Annotated in this window: 4 protein-coding genes and 1 pseudogene; 1 reads left to right on the top strand and 4 read right to left on the bottom strand. The window is 70.4% G+C overall.

The features are described from left to right. Positions 1-130: 130 nt before the first annotated feature. The 4 genes from AC4BEG_RS01045 to AC4BEG_RS01030 all read right to left on the bottom strand — a co-directional run bounded on the left by AC4BEG_RS01045 (position 131) and on the right by AC4BEG_RS01030 (position 19,388). A complete protein-coding gene (locus AC4BEG_RS01045) occupies positions 131-9,958 on the bottom strand; it encodes a Tc toxin subunit A-related protein (protein ID WP_490703997.1) in 9,828 nt (3,275 codons plus the stop codon). Positions 9,959-9,975: 17 nt separating this feature from the next. Then, positions 9,976-17,544: a SpvB/TcaC N-terminal domain-containing protein gene (locus AC4BEG_RS01040; protein ID WP_490703996.1), complete on the bottom strand. Its 7,569-nt coding sequence runs from the start codon at positions 17,542-17,544 to the stop codon at positions 9,976-9,978. 280 nt (positions 17,545-17,824) lie between these two features. After that, on the bottom strand, positions 17,825-18,985 hold the full coding sequence (locus AC4BEG_RS01035) for an alkaline phosphatase PhoX (protein WP_490703995.1): 1,161 nt from the start codon (positions 18,983-18,985) through the stop codon (positions 17,825-17,827). Positions 18,986-19,175: 190 nt separating this feature from the next. Continuing rightward, positions 19,176-19,388, bottom strand: a complete 213-nt coding sequence (locus AC4BEG_RS01030) for a hypothetical protein (protein ID WP_490703994.1) — start codon at positions 19,386-19,388, stop codon at positions 19,176-19,178. Between the two features lie 227 nt (positions 19,389-19,615). Between AC4BEG_RS01030 and AC4BEG_RS01025 the strand changes: the two are divergent. After that, positions 19,616-19,951: pseudogene (locus tag AC4BEG_RS01025) on the top strand (ACT domain-containing protein); the annotation flags it as partial. Between the last annotated feature and the right edge of the window lie 306 nt (positions 19,952-20,257).

The following is a 20,257-nucleotide window of genomic DNA, read 5'->3' as shown; positions in this document are numbered from 1 at the left end:
GAGCCGTTGCCAGGCGTCGGCACCGGACGCGGCCCGGCAGCCGTCCGTGCCCTTGCGCTGCCGGGGCCTCATGGCAGGCTGGGGACCATGGGCGGACCGCAGCCTTCAGAATGGGCGGGGATCCGCCCGGTCAGCACACCTCATACGCGCACAACAGCAGGATGCGTGTCACCTCCGGCAGCAGGGCGGGGAAGGAGAAGGTGCCGAGGTCGCCTTCTCCGGTGCGGACCAGCGGACCGAAACCGGGGTCCTGGAGGACCCCGTGGAAGAGGCCCGGCCAGTCGGCGCCCGCCACACAGCGCACCTCGGTGGCGGGGCACCGGTCGTCGGAGTGATGTCCGTGGGGGCGGGCGGGGGTGAAGCGCAGCAGGCGGTGTTCGCTGGGCACCGCGTCGGCCGTCTCGAAGAACAGCTCCAGACGGCTGACGCGTACGTCCGGGCCACCCGGCAGGAAGGGGAACATCCCCCGCCCGAGCCTCAGCGTCAGTTCGTGGTGCCGGTCCTCACCGTGCGGGCGCTGGAAGGCGTGCCAGGCCGATGTCATGTCGTGCCGTACGTCGAAGTACCGCAACCCGGAGCCGGGCAGATGGCGATCCGTGATCTCCTCCGCCGCGTGGCGTAGGGCATCCCCGCCCTCGCGCGCCGTGTAGTTGAGATGGAGCAGGACGTCCGCCACCGTGTCCAGGTCGAACTGGTTGTTCCGCGGGCGCATTTCGATGCGCCACCGGCTCACCGCACCACGGAATTCGAAGGGCAGCTTTCGCTCGTCCCGGAAGTTGAGCTCGAACATGCCCGTGTCGTTCTGCCCGGTGGAGGTGGCGATGGCTTCGGTGGCGAGATATTCGTTGACGACGCGCGGATCGTCCGGCAGGGCCGGATAGCCGTTGTCCGGTCCCTCCTCCCCGCAGCACCCGGCCGGTGGCACGGTCAGCTCGGGGCTGATCCTGGTACTGCTGCTGAGCAGTGTCAGCCGACAGTGCACCCCCGCGTACGGGCCGACCACACAGGGGATGGTGAGGCCGACGTTCCTGATCCGCCTCAGGTAGTGGCCGTAGTCCTGGTCGAACATCCACTCCGCGAGCTCGAATTCGCACTCACCGGTGGCCTGGAGCAGCAGGAACTGGAGGGGGAAGTCCCGTCGCAGCGAGAAGTGCTTGGTCAGTTCGTACTCGCGGAGATTCTCGTCGAGGTAGGAGTGTTCCATCTGCCGCAGGGCGAGCTGGAGCCGCTCCCCGGCGAGGAGCCTCTCGCGCAGATCGTAGCCGTCCTCCACCGGCAGGAAGTCGCGCACGGTGTGTCCCCGCTCGATGTTGAACGCCCGCTGCGCCTGCCGGGTCGCGTGCACGGCCAGCTCGTACAGCTGGTCGTACAGCGCCGCCGTCTCCTGCTGGAGGTACAGATAGAGGTCATGGCTGGTGAACTTGGAGCGCAGGAAGTCCTGGACATCGACGGAGTGTTCCAGCTGCCGCTGATGGCTCTCCAGCTCGCGCAGCGCGATGCCCCGACGGCGCTCGGCCGCGAGGATCTGCCGCTCCACCTGCTCCAGTTCGATGTCCAGGACCTCCACCTGGTGGCGCCACTCCTCCTCGCGCCGCTCCCAGCCCGCCTGGGTCAGCCGCAGCCCCGCCGTGGTGTTCGCGATCTCGGCGAGGCCGTTGGTGATCCGGGCCGCTGCCGAGAACACGCCGCCCAGCTTGGAGCCCACCGGCGGCTGGATCTGGTTGCAGGGGAACCCCACGAACATGTCCGGGATCAGTCCCATGATCTGCGCGATGCCCTCGGTGACATTGCTCGCCGTACGCAGCGCGAGGCCCGTACCGGTGAGGTTCTCGTACTCGATCTCCTTGCTGATCAGACCGTGTTCGACCAGCGCGGCGTAGTAGTTGCGGCGGGTCTGTGTCATCTCCTTGGTCTTGCGCAGTGCCTGGAGCTGCCAGTCGGCCTCCCGCCACTGCTGCTGCCGGACCTGCGAGGCGAGGGCCAGCAGCTGGCTCTCCTGGGTGGCGCGCAGCGAGGCGAGGTACTCGGCGTCGCCCTTCTCGTACGCGGTGAGCAGCGCGGTGCCGAGCGTGCGCACCTCACCGGTCAGCTCCACGGCCTTCTGTACCAGGAAGACAAAGCGGTACGGGCTGGGCGGCGCACACCAGTCCGCGTCGTCCGGGCAGGGCCGCGCGGATGCCCTTCCCGCGTCCGGCCACGCACCTGGGTAGGGCAGGGCCGGTCGGCGCAGCCGATGGGCGTCGAGACAGGCCCGGATCAGGCCCTGACGGTCGGCGGTGCGGTCGTAGAGCGCGACGAGCCGGGGATTGAGCGGCGGGGCGAGCGGAACAAAATCCGCGACGGTGTCCGGTTCGCGGCCCGCTTCCGCCCGGATCGTACGGGGCCGGGCGCCGAGCAGCCTGGCCGCGGTGTCGAACAACAGCCGGGCGTGGCCGAACGCTTCGGGCGTACCCCGCTGGAGCGCCGCATCGCCCCACTGGAGAAGTGTCTCGGTGTAGTGCAGGACGATCGACCGCTGCCTGGCGTCGTCCCCGGCCCCGTACAGCCAGTCGGAGTCCGAGGACAGTGGCGCGAAGGCCAGTTCGTACCACTTGAGGGCGGCCTCGAACCGGCAGCGGGCCCGCAGTGTCCCGGCGACCGTCACGGCCGGGGCGAAAGGCGAGGCGGGCACCAGTGGAGTGCCCGGCGCATGGTAGGCGAAGTACGGGTACGCGGGCAGCGCCCCCGGGTAACGGGGCGTGTCGCCTGTAGCCGGCTCCACCACCAGCGGCAGTGGAACGGCGGCATCCGTAGGGAGGTCGTAACGGAAACCGGCCGTGGCACCCAGATGCGGTGGTGGCGCGATACCACCGGTCACCCGGAACGTCAGCGAGTCCGCGGTGCGGCCGACGAATTCCAGATCGCCGCTGTCGTCCCCGTCGCCGATCCGGACGGCCTCGGCCGACCTCCGTGGTTGCAGGAACCGGCCGTTGTGGACCCGGCACCATGCCAGGCGCACGGCGCGCCCGCTGTCCCAGTGCAGCAGCCGGGGCAGTTCGCCCGGCTGGTGCCAGGGCCATTCCGCCTGCTGTTCCTGCTCCTCGTAGTGCCGGACGTCGACCGTCCAGAAGTAGTACTCGTCGACCACCGCCGACGGCGGGGCGCCACAGTCGGCGCAGCAGATCTCCGCGCCATCCGCCGGGCGGGGAGCGAACCCCATGGCCGCGGGCGGCTCGCAGGCCGCGGCCACCCGGATGAACCGGGTGCCCAGGCGCACGGCGGCCTGGATCCACAGGGAGATGTCCGCATCGGCCCCGCCGGACTCCCCGCGCGCCGTCAGCCGCGGCCCGTCGCCGTCCTGACCGCCCTCGTTGTCCCCGTTTCCGCTGCCGCCTCCATCACCGGCGGAGAGCCCCACGGCTGCCAGCCATGACGGTGTGGCGGACCACTCCGGTGTGCCCAGCAGATCGAGACCCTCCCTGGCCGGGTCGAGTCCCTGGATCCCGGCGGGCCGGTCCGCCTGGAGCGGCGTCAGACCCGGGTGGACGGGTGGCCGCCCTCCGCTCCAGTGCTCCAGACCGCCGGGCAGCGGCACGGTGAGCGTGGCGCCCCGCAGTTCGGCTTCCAGGAGACGGAACCCTTCGCCGCGCCGGGCCTCTTCCAGCTCCTCCCAGTCGATCCAGTTCTCCCGGTAGAGCTCCCGCCGGGTGCAGGTCTCCCACCGCCGGTAGTCGGCGAAACGCCGCTCCCACAGCAGGGAGAAGGCGGGCGTCACGGTGAACCGGGGCTCCAGGCCGAGCTGGGCGCGCCGGATGAACAGCTGGACGGCGCCGATCGCCTCCTCGATCCGGGTCGTCCGCTCGCACAGCCCGGCCTCGACATCGAGCAGCAGCACCTCACTGAGCTGCCCCGGCTCGGAGACCGACGCGCCGTCGGGCAGCGGCACCCGGTCCATCGCGCACAGATAGGCGTGCAGTGCGGCTCTGGCCCGCTCCCGCAGCCCGTCGTTGAGCCGTTTGACGTCCTCGTACCGACGCGGCTGACCGTTTTCGAAGCAGCCTTCGCGGACGAACCGGGTGAGGTTCTGATTGCCGGTGACGGTCTCTCCGGCCGGGAGCGCACCTGGGTCGTCGGAGGCCCACAGATCGGGTCGGGCGCTCTGGAGGTCCTTGACCAGGAAGTGGCGGCGCAGCGCGCGGATCCAGGTGTCGGCGTGCCAGACGCGGATGGCCCAGCGCTCGTCCTCCAGGTCGGCGCTGGACACCTGATGACCGGGGAAGTAGCGGAGGACGAGGGGAGTGTGCAGCAGATCCACCCCCATATGCCGGAGCAGATGGGCCGGATCGTCCGGGTGGTTCTCGGCGGCCTCGTGGAACAGGAGCCACAGTGGACGCTCGGGCGCCGTGACCGCGTCGCGGCGCACGACGGTGTAGTCAAAGATCCGCTCCCACCAGTCGAAGAGCGCCTGCCGACGGCGGGGCGAAGGGTTCATCCGGCGGTCCTGGGCGGGAGCCGGGGGGCGGTAATTGTCCTTCAAGGGAAGGAAGTTGACGTCCAGGAAGGCGCGGTGCACCCGGAAGCCGCCGCCGTGGCGGTAGTACGAGGTGCCGGTGAAGTCCTCGGCGTGGGCGAGCAGATAGCCCAGCTCGGACTGTCCGTCGTCGGCGGCGGGACGCGCGGACAGCTCGAATCGGCTGGTGAACAGCAGGGCCTTGAAGGCCCGCTGATAGGTGCGGCGGATATCGCGCAGGGTGCTGGTGAACCGGCCGCGCAGAAAGCTCCGGGCGGCGCCCCGCACACACAGCCCCTCGTCGAGCGGCCCGTCCTTGCGGTCGTGGAACAGCCGCTCATAGGGGAGCGTGACCAGCTCGCCTCCGCTGTCGGGCCCCGCGTACGCGACCTCGAACCCGCCGGTGGCCGGGCAGACGTCCTCCGGGCGCGCGAACTCCGGCCGTGGCTGCGCCAGTTCGACGACCAGCTGGTACACGCCACGGCGCAGCGTCAGCGGGGCGGAGCAGTCCGGCGGCGCGGTCTCGTCCGGCCAGTCGTGGCTCAGCAGCACCCAGCTGCGCTGCCCGCGCCGCAGGGACACCCGCCAGCGCTTGCGGTGCGCGGCCGCGGCGTCGGGCGGCTGTCCCACGGGGGCCGGGGCTCCCGCCCGGAAGGTGTAACCGCCCTCCTCATCGATCAGCAGCGCCCCGCTCCACCGCGCGGTCCAGCCTTGCGCACTGCCCAGCGGCCGGCCGTCAGGGTTGGCGAGCGCCAGGCCGTTACGGACGCTGACGAAGCGCTTCTGCGCTTCGCTCAACGTCACGTCGAGGCCAGGCAGTACGGTCGGGAGCTGCACCCCCGCGGCGTCCACCTCCGGTCCGAAGGCGGACATCGGCCCGCGGAGCTCGCGCCAGACGGTCGGGCCGCCCTCCGGCGCGAGTTCACCCAGCAGCCCGGTGCCGGTGAGACCGAGCAGGGCCGCGAAGGCGCCGCCGGTCGGCTGGTCCGGCCAGGTGACGGCGGGCCGCTCGCCCGAGTCGGACTCCCATGGGCCGAGGGCGCGGTTCTCATCGGCGTACAGATGCCCGAGCAGCGTCCAGGCCAGATCCGCCGCGCCGCAGTCGTCGCCACCGTTGTCCCCGGGGCGTCCGATCCACTCGGCCACATGTCCGGCCAGGTGCTCGGCGATGATCCGGCAGCGGGCGTGAGTGCGGGCGAACGAGCGCTGGAAATACGCCCAGCGGTGGCCTTCGTCGGGCTCCTGGAGCAGCCGCTCCTCGGCGTCCGCGAGGTTGCCGAAGAGGAAGGCGAAGGGCGCGAGATCGGCGCGTGGCAGGAAGTACAGCTCCCGTACCGCGGTCTGCTCCGCGGGCTTCAGCTGGCGGACCCGGCCGAGTTTCGCGATCACCGCCTCATCGGTCAGCGGCAGTTGGGTCCACAGCTGTTCGGCCGCGGTGTCGTAGCGGAACGGACCGTCGGGCGGGGTGTTCCACATCAGCGGGGCGGTGTCCGCCGATGGCAGCCCGGTCCGGTACTGCCGGTCGGCGATCGGCACCGGAAGCCCGCAGGTCTCCAGCACCGAGGGGAAGAAGTGTGTACCGAGGGACAGCAGCGGATCCGGGGACCCGCTGGGTGGTGTGAAGCCGAACTCCCCGCGCAGGGTGGTGGAGATACGGTCCCAGGACCAGGCGGCGGCGTCCTCGTCGGACACCTCCACGGCGAGCAGCGCCCGGCGCAGATCCCACAGCGAGAAGCGCGTCTCGTCGTCGGGCAGGCCGAGGGGCGAGTCGAGCGCCTCGTTCCCCGGCTGGAGCGGGAACGGATCGTCGCCGTCCAAGTGATCATCGGTGGTGAACAGGAACAGGATTTCTCCGATGCCGAAGTCGGAGGCGTAGATCTTGCCCAGGACCTCGGCGAACCGCAGGGTGTGCGTCGGGCGCGCGGACCAGGTGTCGGCCGCTGACCCGGGATCGAAACCGGCCAGCCGGGAGAGCGGGCCGAGGTTCTCGGCGAGCAGCTTGCGGAATTCCGGTGGGCGGCAGCCGCAGCCGTGCCGGGCTCGCGCATGCCACTGGACCTGGTCCAGCAGCTCGTCGACGGCCCAGTCCCAGTGGGTGGCGTCCGGCCCTACCCACAGCGCCAGCAGATGCGTCCGCCGCTCACCGGTCTCGCCGGGCGCGGGCGGACTGCCGTCGGTGAGGGCGATCCGGAAGTCGTCGCGCAGGAGCTGGAAGGCGGCGAGCTGCCGGAGGAAGCCCGGGGCGACGGTCCCCTCGGCGCCGAACAGTCCCAGCACCTCGCAGATGTCCCGGAGTTCGGCGAATCGATACCCGCCGCCGGGCAAGGCGCGCAGGGTGCGCCACAGCCGGATGAACACCGCCAGCCGACGGAGCGCCTGCTCAGGGTCCTGGGGATCGGTGAACCGGATGCGGTAGTCGGTGAGATGGCAGGGCTCGCAGTCGGGGAACGGCAGGCAATCGTCGACGTCGTCCCGGACAGCGGCGTCGTCCCGCACACCGCTGGCGTCCCCGTTGGTGTCCCGCGCGTCACTCGGCAGATAGGCGCAGAACCGCACGTACGCGGACCGCCACAGCTCCAGGAACGCGCAGTAGCTCAGCCCGGTGCGCGCCAGGAACTCCGGAAGCCGTACGACGATCCGGGTCCAGGGCCGGTCACCGACCGTCTCCGCCGGAAAACCGTACAACTCCCACAGCGGGAGCTCACCCGTGCCGTAGAGCAGCTCGGCTTCCTCGGGAGTGATCCCGAGGTACTCATGGGCGAGTTCGGCGCGCACCGGGTAGCGCCACAGATGGCGCTGGAAGCCCGCGGGCTCGGCTGCCGGGTCGAGGACCAGCTCGGTGATGTCCGCGCGGAAGCGGCGCATGGTGGCGTATCGGCTGGTGCGCAGATGTCGGAGATAACCGCGGTTGATGTCGAGGGCCTGTGCGTACGGCAGCGCCGGGGCGGAGAAGTCCTTGCGCAGGATCTCGTAGGCACCGGGTTCGGCGACCGGGGTCGCGGGGGTGGAGTGCTCGGGCAGCGCGGCGAACAGGGTGGGCGGGTCATGCGGCGATCCCAGGGTGTGGCCGCCCAGCTCCGTGCCACTGGTGTTGTACACCGCGCCCACCGGGTCGCCCGGATGGGTCGCGACGGCCTCCAGGCACTCGTTGACGAGGTCGATCACCGGCAGCGGAGTGGACAGATTGGCCTCGGACGCCAGGAGTTCGCCCGCCGGGCCGCGGCGGGCCGCGAGCAGATCGCCCACATCGCTGAAGTCACCGCTCGGTGTGGGGTCCTCACACGTCGAGCGGGTACTGAGCCGGAGCAGTTGCTGTAAGTAGGCCATCGGTCCCAGCGGTGAGAGATGGTCCGGCGGCCGGCAGTCGACGAGCCGTCCGCCCGGATTGACGGGCACGAAGCAGCCCGGCTCATCGTCCCCCGCTCCGTCTCCCCCCTCCGCGACAGCGGTCGCCGCCGCGTGGAGGAGCGGGGCATCCTGGTGGACTACGGTGCCGGTGAGCGCGCGGGTGAACTCCTCGAGCGACAGCTCCCGCACCTGGGCACGGCTGGTGAAACCGCGTGCGTAGAGCGCTTCCATCGCGGAGAACCGCCGGTCCCCCGCCGGGATCGCCTGGGCGAGCAGGGTGAGTTCGTCCACGGCCCGGATCAGCTGTTCCAGCCAGGCGCGTGCGTCGTGGTCATCGGGGAACACATCGGTGACGGCACCGTGCATCCGGTCCTCGTCCCAGGGCTCACCGAAGGTGAAGTCCGGGCCGTAGAAGCCGGTGAAGGCGGTCAGCGGATCCCGGTGGAGCTCCCGGAACCGTGGGGGCAGCTCCGGCTCGGGAGCCTCCCGGTCGCCGGTCTCGGTGGTGAGGGCGAAGAACTTGGCGACGTGCCGGATGAACGCGTTCACCCGGTCCTGTGGGCTCCCCGCGATGATGAACGGCGGCAGCAGCGTGTCGTCGATGCCACCGTCCGGTGTGCGGAACAGGGCGCGCCAGTCCTCGGCCTTCTTCTGGGCCAGCTCCGCCGCCGAGCCGACGGCGAACGAGGTCCTGATCCTCTCGACCAGCGTGTCATGGCCGCCGGTGAGGGCACGCAGCACCAGCTCCAGATGGGCGGCCAGATCGGCCGCGGAGGTCAGCCCGCCCCAGAAGGCGGCGATGTCCTCGCCCTTGAACGCCAGATGGCTCTCGAGCAGCGTCCGCACATGGTCGGCTGTGAGAGGCGTGGCCGGGCCCGTGGCTGCGCCCAGCGCGCGCAGCCGTCGCGCGGCCTGGTTGATGTTCGTGTGCGTGGTGGCCAGGGGCGGTTCGAACCCCACACCGTCCTGGTCGGCGGCCTCCTCGAGCACCCCGAGTGTGATGGCGGTCCGTAAAGTGTCGCGGGTGTGCTTTTCGTCCGCGAGGACGGCCAGTTCGTACCGCCGGTCGGCGGCCACGGAGGTGGGCATGGTCGCCGACAGGACGTAGAAATACGCGGCCGGTACGCCGAACCGGGGCTCGGGCAGCGCTCCGAGGCCATTGAGGATGACCTTGGCCTCCCGGTATCGGGCTCCGGTGCCGGTCGGGGGAGCGGTGAGCTGGACCGGGAAGTCCAGCCCGGCCCGGTCGGCCTGCCGACTGCGCGCCTCGGCCGCGACCGCGCCGCTCAGCGCGAACACAAACCCGGCCAGCCGCTCGGCCTCCGCGTTCCCCTTCGCGTAGTACGCCTGCCGCTCGCCCTCGAAGCGGCGGCGGGCCTGTTCGCTCGGGTCGTCGTCGCCCTTCTTGCCGGTGTACATCGCTTCGAGGGAGCGCGTGGACTGGTTCGGGACGGCCGGGTTGTAGGGATCGGGTACCGGCAGCGGGCGCAGCGCGTTGTTCCAGACGATCTCGTAGGCGACATGCCTGGCCTGCTGCGGGGTGAGGGTGGGCAGGGCGTCGGTGTCCCCCGGATCGTGCCCGAGCACATCGGTGACGGCCCTGCGCAGGTCCGCGAAGCGCGGCGGGGTGCCGTCGGCGGGCAGCTCCAGGGGGTTCTGACTGTCGAGAGCGGCGGCGGGCAGCGGCAGGAACAGGCTCGGGCCGAGGAGGGGATACGCGGCCAGGGGCAGCGGCCCGTCGTGCTGCTGCTCCGGCACGTTGAAGTACACCTGGCGGTGGACGATCTGCTTCCCGGCCCGGGTGATCTCCAGCCGCAGATCGCGCGTCCCGTGCTCGGGGTGGTCCGGTGGGTCGGGCACCTTGATCACCGCGGTGGCCACGGCCAGCGGTTCGGCCGGGACGGGCGGCAGCCCTCCGCCGGGCGGACTGTAGTGCTGCACGATCGTGGTGCTCGTGTCCGGCGGGGGCTTGTAGGTGGCGGTGCCGACGAGGATCCCGTCCAGCGGTGTGCTGAAGGTCAGATCCCATGCGGTGATGCTGAGCCCGGTCAGATAGCTGGTGAAGTCCTCTCCCGCGACCGGTTCGACCGGATGCAGCCGCAGCACGATGATGGACGCCATGGAATTCAACCCCCCTGTCAGCGGTCCCGCGACGATTGCGAGGCCGTGAGGCCAATGGTGAGGTTCCGGTACAGCTGGTGTGTCGCGGGTTGCGTGTCCGGAACGAAGGTCGTGGGCGTCGCGGGAACCACCGTGCTTCCGTGCAGCGTGCTCGGGTTCATGTAGTCGGTGGTCATCAGTGTCGGTTCGGTGAACGCGGTGACGGTGCGTTCGGTGCTCTCCGCCAGACTCCTGAGCGCAGCCGGATCCTGTGCGACCTCACACGCCCGGATGGTCACAAGGCGACTGGGATTGGCCTCGATGAGCGGCGCCAGATCTCCGATCGGCTGCATCGTGCCGTTGATCTCCACACGGCCCGGCTCGCCGTGCGAGTTGAATACCTGCCGGTTGTTCGGGATCGAGCGGTCCAACTCCGAAGCTTCAAAGGCGTTCGCCTGGATATCGACGTCATCGGACAGCGCGGTGACCCGCCCTCGGGTCAGTGCGCCCCGCGCCGAGCGGACTCCCGCCACACCCAGGGGCACGGCACCGCCCAGAGCGGCACCCAGGCCACTCGCGGCCCCGATCTTCCCCAGGTCCGTGTCCTCACCGCGCAGCTTCTGCCGGGTGAACTCCGACGCTCCCGCACCCACGCCTCCGCTCACCGCGCCGATCCCCACATTCCTGGCCACACGTCCGGCCTGAATCGCGGTCGACGTGGCACGGGAGACAGCGGGGACGGCGGGGTTGCCCGAGGCGACCGCGTGGGTCGCCAGGCGCGCTCCCAGCGCACCGCCACGCGCGGCCTGGGTGAGGCCACCGGCCAGCCCTCCCGTCACCGCGCCACCGATGGCCCCCGTGATCAGTCCCTCCCCACCGGCCCGGGCGATGGCTTTGCCGCTGAACTCCTCGTTGCCCAGGCCCAGCGCACGGCTGTTGACCGTTTGCCGGGTGGTCTCACCGACCAGGCCGGATGCCAGCCCCCCGGCGGCCCCGGCGGTGGCGCCGACGGCCACTCCGCTCACCACCGCCGCACCCGTGGCGCCGAGGCCGACGGAACCCGCCGCGGCCGTCGCCGCGGCGGCGACGGCTGGCCCGGCGACACCCGCGGTCACCACCGTGACCGCCACACCGACCACCACCACAGCGGTGACCACGGCGACCGTGCGCCAACTCGGCATCTCCCACATGCCGGTGGGGTCCTTGCTGCCGACCGGTCTGTCACCGACGTAGAGATAGAGGTTGTGCGCATCCTCGATGCCGATGGGGTCGCAGCTGGTCCACCGTCCGAGCCATGGGGCGTAGTAGCGGAGGCCGTGGTAATAGAGGCCGGATTCCTCGTCGCGCTCCTCGCCGGTACAGCGATAGCGCTTGGGCGCCTCGACGCCGCTGCGCACGGCTTGGTAGGAGGTGGACCCGTAGGGGTAGTACTCCTCGTAGGAGATCACCGCGCCGGTGGCATCCAGTTCCAGGGCCACCGAGCCCAGATGATTACCCAGTTGGAAGCGGACCAGCCGGTGCGGAGCGGGATCGATGCCCTCGGTCCGGGTCTCGACCAGTGCGATGCGCCGCTTGTCGTCGAGGATGTGCAGGGTCTCGCGTTCCAGTGAGACGGCGCCCCCCGTGCCGTATTCACGGTAGATCTCGAACGCGCTGAGATAGATCCGCTCATGCGTCCGGACACCGGCCGGTCCGTCGGTGACCTTCCGCACGCGCTGCCCGGTGGCGTCGTAGACGTAGTACGTGGTTTCCGGGCTGTCCCCGCTCTTCACCACCTGACGTGCGCTCGCACACAGCTGATCCTTGAAATCCCAGCACATGAGGGGGAGTTCGGGCAGTGCGGTGATGTTGCCGTGTGTGTCGTAGCCGAACCGCTGGAGGGCCTCGTCCGGATCCGCCGTGGTGCCGGTCAGGCGGTTGCTGGAGTGCTGCGGCTCCAGCTGACTGGGTTCCGCGTAGCGGTAGGCGCGCGTCCAGCCGGGCCGGGACGGGTCGTCTCCCCGGTGAGCCATCGAGAGGATGTTGCCGACGGCGTCGTAGACATAGCGCTGGACGTAACGGCCCAGGGCGCGACCGTCGCCCGGGTGCGCCAGGCGCACCCGCGGGGTGTCGTCCTGGCTGGTGGGGACCGGAGCGCCGGCCGCCTGGCCCAGATGCTCACGGCCGGTGGCCTCGGTCAGCCGGTACAGCGCGTCGTAGGTGTAGTCCGCGCTGGGGTCCACACGGCGGTTACGGAAGAAGACGGTCTGCTGGGCGGTGTCCTCGATGCGGGTGATGTTTCCGGCTGGGTCGTAGGTGTAGCCGAGGTCCTGGAGCGCCGTGCCGCCGCGTGTGGTGCGCAGCCGGGCCAGCCGGAAGGTCAGCGGATCCCAGGCGTAGTCGGTGCGTACGCCGTTGCCGTAGGTGATCGAGGTCCGCTGGCCGCGAGCGTTGTAGTCGATGCCGGAGACGAACACGGTCGGTTCCGGTGCGCCCCGCAGCCGGGTGGCGAGGTGTTCTAGGAGGTTGGCCTCGTTGTACAACGGGCGGGTCACACTGCCGTCCGGACCGGTCAGTTCCACCGGGCGGTTCAGGGCGTCATAGCGTGTGGCACTGGTGTACTCCCGGTCCTCCAGCTCCACATCGCCCGCCCAGTCGGGGGACCGGCGGTATGCCACCGTCAGCCGCCGCCCGGCCTCGAGCAGATTGCCCTTGAAGTCGTAGGCCGCGCTCGTGGCGACGCCGGCGCCGTCATACGAACGGAACACACGGCCGCGCAGATTGAGGTGCGGTGCGTCCGGGACGCCCTCGCCGTACTCGGTGATCTCGTGCAGGATTTCGCCGGGCAGGTCGCCGCCCCCCACAAAGCTGCGGACCGGGCGGCGCAGCGCGTCGTACTCGGTGCGGAACCGAAAGCCCCTGCCGTTCCAGGAGTACACCGGTTTGCCGGTGACATCGTTGAGCACCAGACGCTCTCCGGCCTCCATACTCGCCTGGCGCACCCGCCCACCCGGCATCGCATAGGCGTACCGCATCACCGCCCGTCCCAGCGCGTCGATCACCTCGCGTTCATTGCCCTCGATGTCGAGCCGGGTGCGCGTCAGGTACCAGGCGGAGCCCTGGTCCGCCAGGGCGAGGAAGGTGCGGCCGAGGGTGTCTGCCCAGGTGCGGGTCGGCGTCCCGGCGTGCGCCGCGGCCTTGTGGGCCGCCGTACGCTCGGCGGGACCGAGATCACCTTCGGCGCGACGGTCGTACCAGCTTCGCCAGCCGTGGCCGCGGGCCAGGAAGCGGTGTACATAGCCGCCGATGTCCCGGTCCTGGCGAGGGTCGGCCAGCACCGTGTCGTTGACGTCCCAGTCCGCCCGGCCCCAGGGGTCGAAGACCGTCTTCTCCCAGGTGTCATCGGGGTGCAGGGTGGCCACCACCCGGCCGAGCGGGTCATAGAACAGCACCGGGCTGATACCTGCCATGACCGCGAACTCGAAGGTGTGCGTGGCGGAGAAGAACGGCTCGTACTTGCGGATCGGTTGGCCCTTGTTGTTGAACACCGTCCAGCCGGTACCGACCCAGCGTGGTGCGATGTCCGGGCCGCTGTCGATCAGCGGGCCGGGTTCGGCCTGCACCTTCTTCTGGATCTCCCGGCCGAATCCGTCGGAGTAGGACAGGCTGTGCTGGATCCGGGTCCGCTCGCCGTCCGCGAGGTCGGAGACGTGGGTCTCACGGGCCAGGGTGGCCACCGCCGGGCAGCCGGGGCGCTCGTGGTCGCGGGTGCGGACGTAGCCGAACAGATCGTAGAGCAGGCGGGTGGTGGCGCCGCCGAGCAGCGGGTGCGCATCGCTCAGCGGGTCATGGAAGTAGGCGGTGACGGTTGCCTCGTCCGGGTCGGGGTCGAAGGCGTCGAGCGTGTCGCCCAGGCGCTCCTCCGGTTTGCCCCGGACCGCGGTGCCGACCACCATGCCGAGCGCGTCGAAGACGGCCTCCGAGCGGTTGCGGTTGGGGTCCATCACCATGCGCGGCTGGAGTACGCGGTAGTCGTTCCCCTTGCGCAGGAGGCGGTCCTCGGGGTCACGCTCACCTGCCGTGACCACATTGCCCACCGCGTCCCGCACCTGCTGGACCAGTAGGTCGTACGGGTCGTAGGCCACCTCGGTGACCGCGCCGAACGGATCCTGGAAGCGGTGGGGGAGGAAGAAGTGCCGCCGGGCGTGGTCGAGTTCATCGACGCCGACCGAGGAGTAGAAGACCCGGCCGGACGAGATCCACCAGCCGTCATGGCCCTCCAGCCGCACATAGCCGCCGGTGCCGGAGACCACGGTCTCGTCCACCCGGTCGCCGTACAGCTCGGCCAGCAGCCCAGGAGTGAAGGCCAGCCGATACCCGGCGTACGGCAGCGCTTTCGGCTCCAGTGTGCCGAGCGGCAGCGGCCCGGTGAGGTCATCACGCCGGAACAGCGTGCGGCTGAGCTCGATCAGCCGCCGCGCCGGCTCGCGCGGGCCGGCGTCCCACTCCTCGTACGGCAGTTCACGGGTGGTCGTGGCGAGCGCACTGTCCAGCTCGTCCGGGGCGAACAGGGGGCCGTCCGGGCTCAGGGCCAGCAGCTCCCACGCCCGGGTCTCGCAGCGCACCGGCGTACGGTACGCGTCCGGCTGGTCCAGCGCATGGGTGTAGCCGTGCTCGGTGTGCACCACATGGCGCCGGTGCTGCTGTACCCGATCCTCGGAAGTGAGCGCCGGGTCCGGGTCGGGATGGCGACGGCCGTATCCGACCGACGCCGAGCGCAGCACATTGCCGAAGTCGTCCACGGCCAGCACCAGTTCATGGCTGAGCCGGGGGTCAGCACTCGGTCGTCCTTCGACGTCGTACAGCTTTCGCTCGTGGTGTGCGGTGAGGGTTTCGCGCGGGTGGGCGAAGAACACCGCGTACGGCGGTTCAGCACCGGGCGGTTGCTCCCCGTGGGCGTGGCGCAGCAGTCTGACCGTGTAGTTGCGCTCGATCACGCTGTACGGCCGCGACTCCGCTTCCGTGCCGTCGAGCGCGTACACCTCCTGGCGCAGCATCGAGCCCTTGAGCGCGCGGTACGCCTGCCGCTCCTCGTCGGGGGTGAGCGGCACCGGGGGCAGGGTGGTGCGGGGGAGCAGCGGGTGCCCGGAGTACTCGCGCGCGAACTGCCGGGCCAGGCCACCATCTTGATCGACCGCGCCGGTGTGGAACCAGGTCCGGGTCAGAGCGGGCGGGACGTGGTGTGCCTCGTCGGCGTTGCCGGCGCCGGACGCGGCCAGCGCGGCGAAGCTCTCGGTGTCCCACTGCTCCACCATCCCGAAGCCCCGGAACTCGCGCTCCGCCCCGTCGAAATGGCCGTGGTGGTAGGCGTACCGCGTGACAAAGCGGTTTCCACTGATCCGGTCCAGGGTCTCGACCCGCTCGACCACCTGGACCGGAAACGGCAGCCGGGTGAGCCACGGCCTGCCCGCGGCCTTGTCCTCAAGGTGGAACCGGGTCGACGGCGCGTAGCTGACGCGGGTCTCGGCCCCCAGGTTGTTGCGCACCTCCACCAGGAGATGCGGTTTGTGGCCGCCCATCAGGTCGATATAGCGGACATGGCGCCCCGCGTCGCCCGGCAGGGGAGAGGACCACACCAGACAGGCCGTGCCGCTGCCGAGTAGATCCACCACCGAGACCTGGGAGACGCTGTCCGCCCGTGGGAAGGAGACCGGCAGTTCATGGACCGGGGCCCAGGAGTTCCCCGAGCGGTTGGCGTAGAGACGGACCGCTGAGCGGTGGAGGTAGATGAGGTCGGTGGTGCCCGAGCCGTCGATATCGGCCAGCCTGATCCGCCGAGGGTCGAACTGATCCGGCTCGTCCAACCATGGTGCGCCGTCCATGTCGACCTTGGCTCCGAACCGGCCGTAGCCAAGACTGGGCCAGTAGCACACCTCGCCATTGCGGATCCGGACCAGATCGGACAGTCCGTCGCCGGACATGTCCGCCAGGTGGATCGACTGCTCGGCGTCGGCGAGCACCACGCGGGGTCCGTGCTCCTCGTCCAGGGGCGGACAGGTGCGCCGTGCGGGCCCGAATCCCTCCTCGGCCAGTGAGGAGTGCCAACTGAGCACGTCCTCCTCGGTGATCAGCACATCGGCACGGCCGTCGCCCGTCAGGTCCACCAGGCGCAGTTGGGGATCGCGCCAGTCCACGGTGGGCAGCGCGGAGAACGGCCGGAAACGCGACCAGTCCCGCTCCTCCGTGCGCTCGTGGAAGCCGGGTGCGGTGCCGCCGAAGTCGACGAGGTCCAGGCGCCCGTCTCCGGCGAGGTCGACGAGCTGGGGGCGCACCCCGCCCCGTGCCCCGGTGGACGGCCGGGTGGCGACTTCCCGCAGGGGGCCGTACCGGCCGCCGCCCAGAGCCGATGCGTAGAACCAGCCGCCGCCCTGCTCGGTGAGGACGCCCGCGATGCCCTCTCCGTCGAGATCGACCCACTGGTACCCCGGTCCGTCCGGCCCGGCCGGAAGGTGCTCCAGACTCTCCGGGGGCAGTGCACGCGGCCGAGTGTCGACGACGGCCTCGCTGTAGCGCAGCTCCAGCGGGGGCATCGGCTTCCGCAGCAGGCCGCCCCCGTCCCGGCGCCGGTACCCGGCCTGGGTCACCGATACGAGGAACGAGGCCGTCGGGTCCTCGCGGTAGGAGAGGTCGGTGGAACGGACCAGACAGTCCTGGCCGACCCCCGGTTCGCCGGGGAAATGATGGAACATCAGCACCCGGCGGCACAGCCGGTGGGTACGGATCTCAAAGCCCGCGCGGTGGCTGGAGAACGCGTCCTCGCGGCACCTCCAGGGGCTGGTGCCGACCGGGCGGGGATCGTCCCCGTCATGCTCGCCGTAGTCGAGGACGAGCTCGAACATCCACCTGGCCCGGGACAGATCCGGGTCGATCAGCCGTGAGGGACGATTGCCGTACGTCACCCGCTTCAGATATCGGTTGGCCGCACGGTCCCTCGGCGAGCGGTGCCGTTCATGCGCGAGCCAGGGATCGATTCCCTCGGAGTCCTCCGGCTTGTACTCGTAGACCACGGCATTGCCGGTGTCGTCATAGCTCTCACAGATCAGCCAGCTGAAGACACGGCCGCTGTCCGCCGGATCGGCGATCCGGCTGTCGGCCGTGCGGCCGTAGACGGTGGTGACGTTGCCGGGTGAGACCGAGCGCCAGTGGGTCTCGCCCGAGGCCGCGTCCGTCCATCTCTCGATCCTGGCGAACAGCCCCTCGATGCGCGGGCGGTACCGCCACACCTCGTAACCGCGCCCGGCTTCCACACGGGACAGCGGCTCGGGCTCGGGGACCAGGTCCTCCGCCCCGGACAACGTGAACACGTCCTCGGCGGTGGAGCGGGAGACGTACTGCGGCAAGCCCTTGTCCGTCTTGCGCGTGATCGCAGGCAGGGATAATCGCCAGCCGAATCCGAACGGGCCGTTGCCCGCCCCGGAGTCGTACCGCAGGGTGAACGACGGCCCGAATCCCGCTCGCCCGGGGCTGGTGGACAGGGGCACGGTCAGGGTGCCGGTGCCATTGACCGCGTTGCTCTCGAACTTCTCCCCGATCCCGCGAACGGCCCCGCCCGCCTTGGGCAGTGACACGGTCGGTGGCTGGAACGCGCCCGCACCCGTGCCCGGTGTCGTGTCGAGCGCGGCGGTAGCGCTATCTGCTGGTGATGGGCGTGACGAAGCAACGGCGTCCCACATGGTGATCCCCCCGAACCCCTGCGTGCATATCGCATATGCCTGTACAGCCCGCGACAAAGATGACTGTAGCTTTGCGATAAATGCGAACCAATACCCTGTTCGGGTGAACTGTGATGGGGGCCGGGTCGGTGGTCTCGGGCGGGGCCGGCGCCCCGTCCGAGACCACGGATCACACTCAGCTGCGGAACGGTCCGGTCACTTCGTAGGTGATGCCGCCCGAGGAACTGCCGGTGGTCCCCCGCTGCGAGGAGAAGTACAGGCGGTCGCCGCCCGGCGAGAAGGCGGGACCGGTGATCTCGGAGCTGGACTGCCCCGTGATGCGGAGGAACGGCGCGACCACATCATCCGGGGTGATGATGCAGATCTCCATGTTTCCGCCGTCCTCGGCGACGAAGAGGTCGCCGGAGGAGGAGCCGGTGACGTTGTCCACCCCGGTCAGCGGCGCGCCGCCGCCGGTGACGAGGGAGTCGTCGTAGGCCAGCTCATAGGTGTTGTTGGTGAGATTGAGCTGCCACACGCGGTTGTCGCCCTTGGTGGTGAACCAGACGGTGTCGTTCGCGTAGTGGCAGCCTTCCCCGCCGTTGAACCGCTTGGCGCCGGAGACCTGGTTGCGGGTGACGGTGGGGGAGCCGTCGGGGTCGGGGACGTTGGCCCAGGAGAACGAACCGGAGGTAGCCGTACCGGCCTTGAGGACCTGGAGCGTGCCGGACGAGAGATTGCCCCAGGTGGTGGGGAGGAAGCGGTAGAGGCAGCCGTCGGTCTCGTCCTCGGTCAGGTAGATGGCGTGGCGGACCGGGTCGGCCGCGGCGGCCTCGTGCTTGAACCTGCCCATGGCATCGCGTCGGGTGGCGGCGTTCACGCCCCACGGGTCGGTTTCGTAGACGTAGCCGAGGCTGACCTCCTCGCAGGACAGCCAGGTGTTCCAGGGGGTTCTGCCACCCGCGCAGTTCTGGCGGGTGTTGGACAGGACACGGTGGGCGCCGGTGATAGTGCCCGAGGAGTTGAACTTCACGGCCCCGACGCCGCCGCCGGGGTTGATCTCGGAGTTGGAGACGTAGATCCATCCACTGCCGTCGGCGAAGCAGGCTCCGCCGTCGGGAGCGTTGTGCCAGGTGTACGACGAGCCCGCGACCGTCTGTCCGGACCGGGCTATGACGCGGCTGCTGAAGCCGCTGGGCAGCTGAATGCCATTGGCGTCGGCGGATCCCAGCGCTCCGTATGGGCCGGGACCCGGCTGGGCCGGGGCGGCGTATGCCGCCCCGTGCATGAGGGTGCCACCGAAGGCGGCGGCCGACGTGCCGATGGCTGCTCCGCGCAGAAAATTGCGACGTTTCACACTGACTCCACGGGGTGACGAAATCCCGCCGCTCCGGGGCGGACGGCGGGGTTCGCGGAGGACAGTAGGGGAGGGCGGTCACGGAGAGCAGTTGACGGCACATCAACACTTGATGAATCACGGCCGGTACTGGTCGGTCCTGCCGTTGCCCTGCGTTTTCGTTCCGGCGGGCCGGGTGGCGGCGCGCGGGCTAAAGGGAAGCCACGACGTCGCCGGCCAGGATCTCAGGAGGGTTGGGGAGCAGCGACGTGAGGTTGTTGTCCCGCACGAAGTCCGCCGCCTTCTCGACCGATTCCTGGGCCCCTGCCTCGTTTTCGAAGACGCTGGTCGAGACCATGACCCCGTTCCCGGCGTCGACCCAGTAGTAGGCCAGGTGGCCAGGGATCTGTCGGATGAGCGGCACAAACCCCTCATTCACCCGACGCCCTGCCTCGGCCGGATCGGTCACCCCTGTGTACCGTCTGACGGCTGCGTACACGGCTGATCTCCTCACGAGTCGGCGGCATCTGCTGCGGAAACGCCGTACCCCCGCGAGGTGTGCTCCGCTCGCGAGTCGTCCGGCAATCACCGGAAGGGGCCGACCGGTGGTCCGAATGGCGGCCCCGCAGACACGCTCGTGGCCGGTGGCGAGTGGCCGGACAGTGGCCCGGGACGGTCGAGGGCGACGTTCCCCCGGGGCTGGTGCCGGTGGTGACCGTGGCCGAGCCCGAGGGCCTGACCCTGGTCGTCCCCGTGGAAGCCGCGGACGCGGCCGGGCTGTCGTACGACTACGTGGCGGGCTGGATCACCCTGCGCGTCCACTCCGCGCTCGACGCGGTCGGCCTCACCGCCGCGGTCGCCCGGGTACTGGCTGAGGCGGGTCTGAGCTGCAACGTCGTCGCCGGGTTTCACCACGACCACCTGTTCGTACCGCATGAGCACGCCGGGCGGGCGCTGGCCCTTCTGGAGGACCTGGCACGGCGCTCGCCCTGGGCCCCCGCAGTGGTCGGGCGTGGCAATGATGCCGGACGCGCGACCGGGAACGCCGCCATCGATCTGGCCGGTGGCGGCGTTCTCGTCCTCACCGCCGTCCGCGAGGCCGACCGGACCGGCCGCCTCTACGGCAACGCTCCCATCGCCCCGGACCATCGCACGTCCGGGGACGCCGATGCGCTCACCGACGACGTGGCGTGGCCACGGTCCATCGGCGTGCCACCCCGCGGGGGACACCGAGCGGACGGCTGAGGGCCGTAGGGGGCCGTGCGTTGGCGTGTGTGCCGGTGCTGGTCATGA

This window comes from Streptomyces sp. JLBJ103, assembly GCF_058215575.1.
The sequence above is the reverse complement of the archived record's forward strand: the minus strand, read 5'-3'. Positions and strand labels throughout refer to the sequence as shown.

Coding starts and splice junctions, on each gene's coding strand:
- AC4BEG_RS01045 (WP_490703997.1), bottom strand. CDS start 9,958: ATGGCGTCCATCATCGTGCTGCGGCTGCATCCGGTCGAACCGGTCGCG.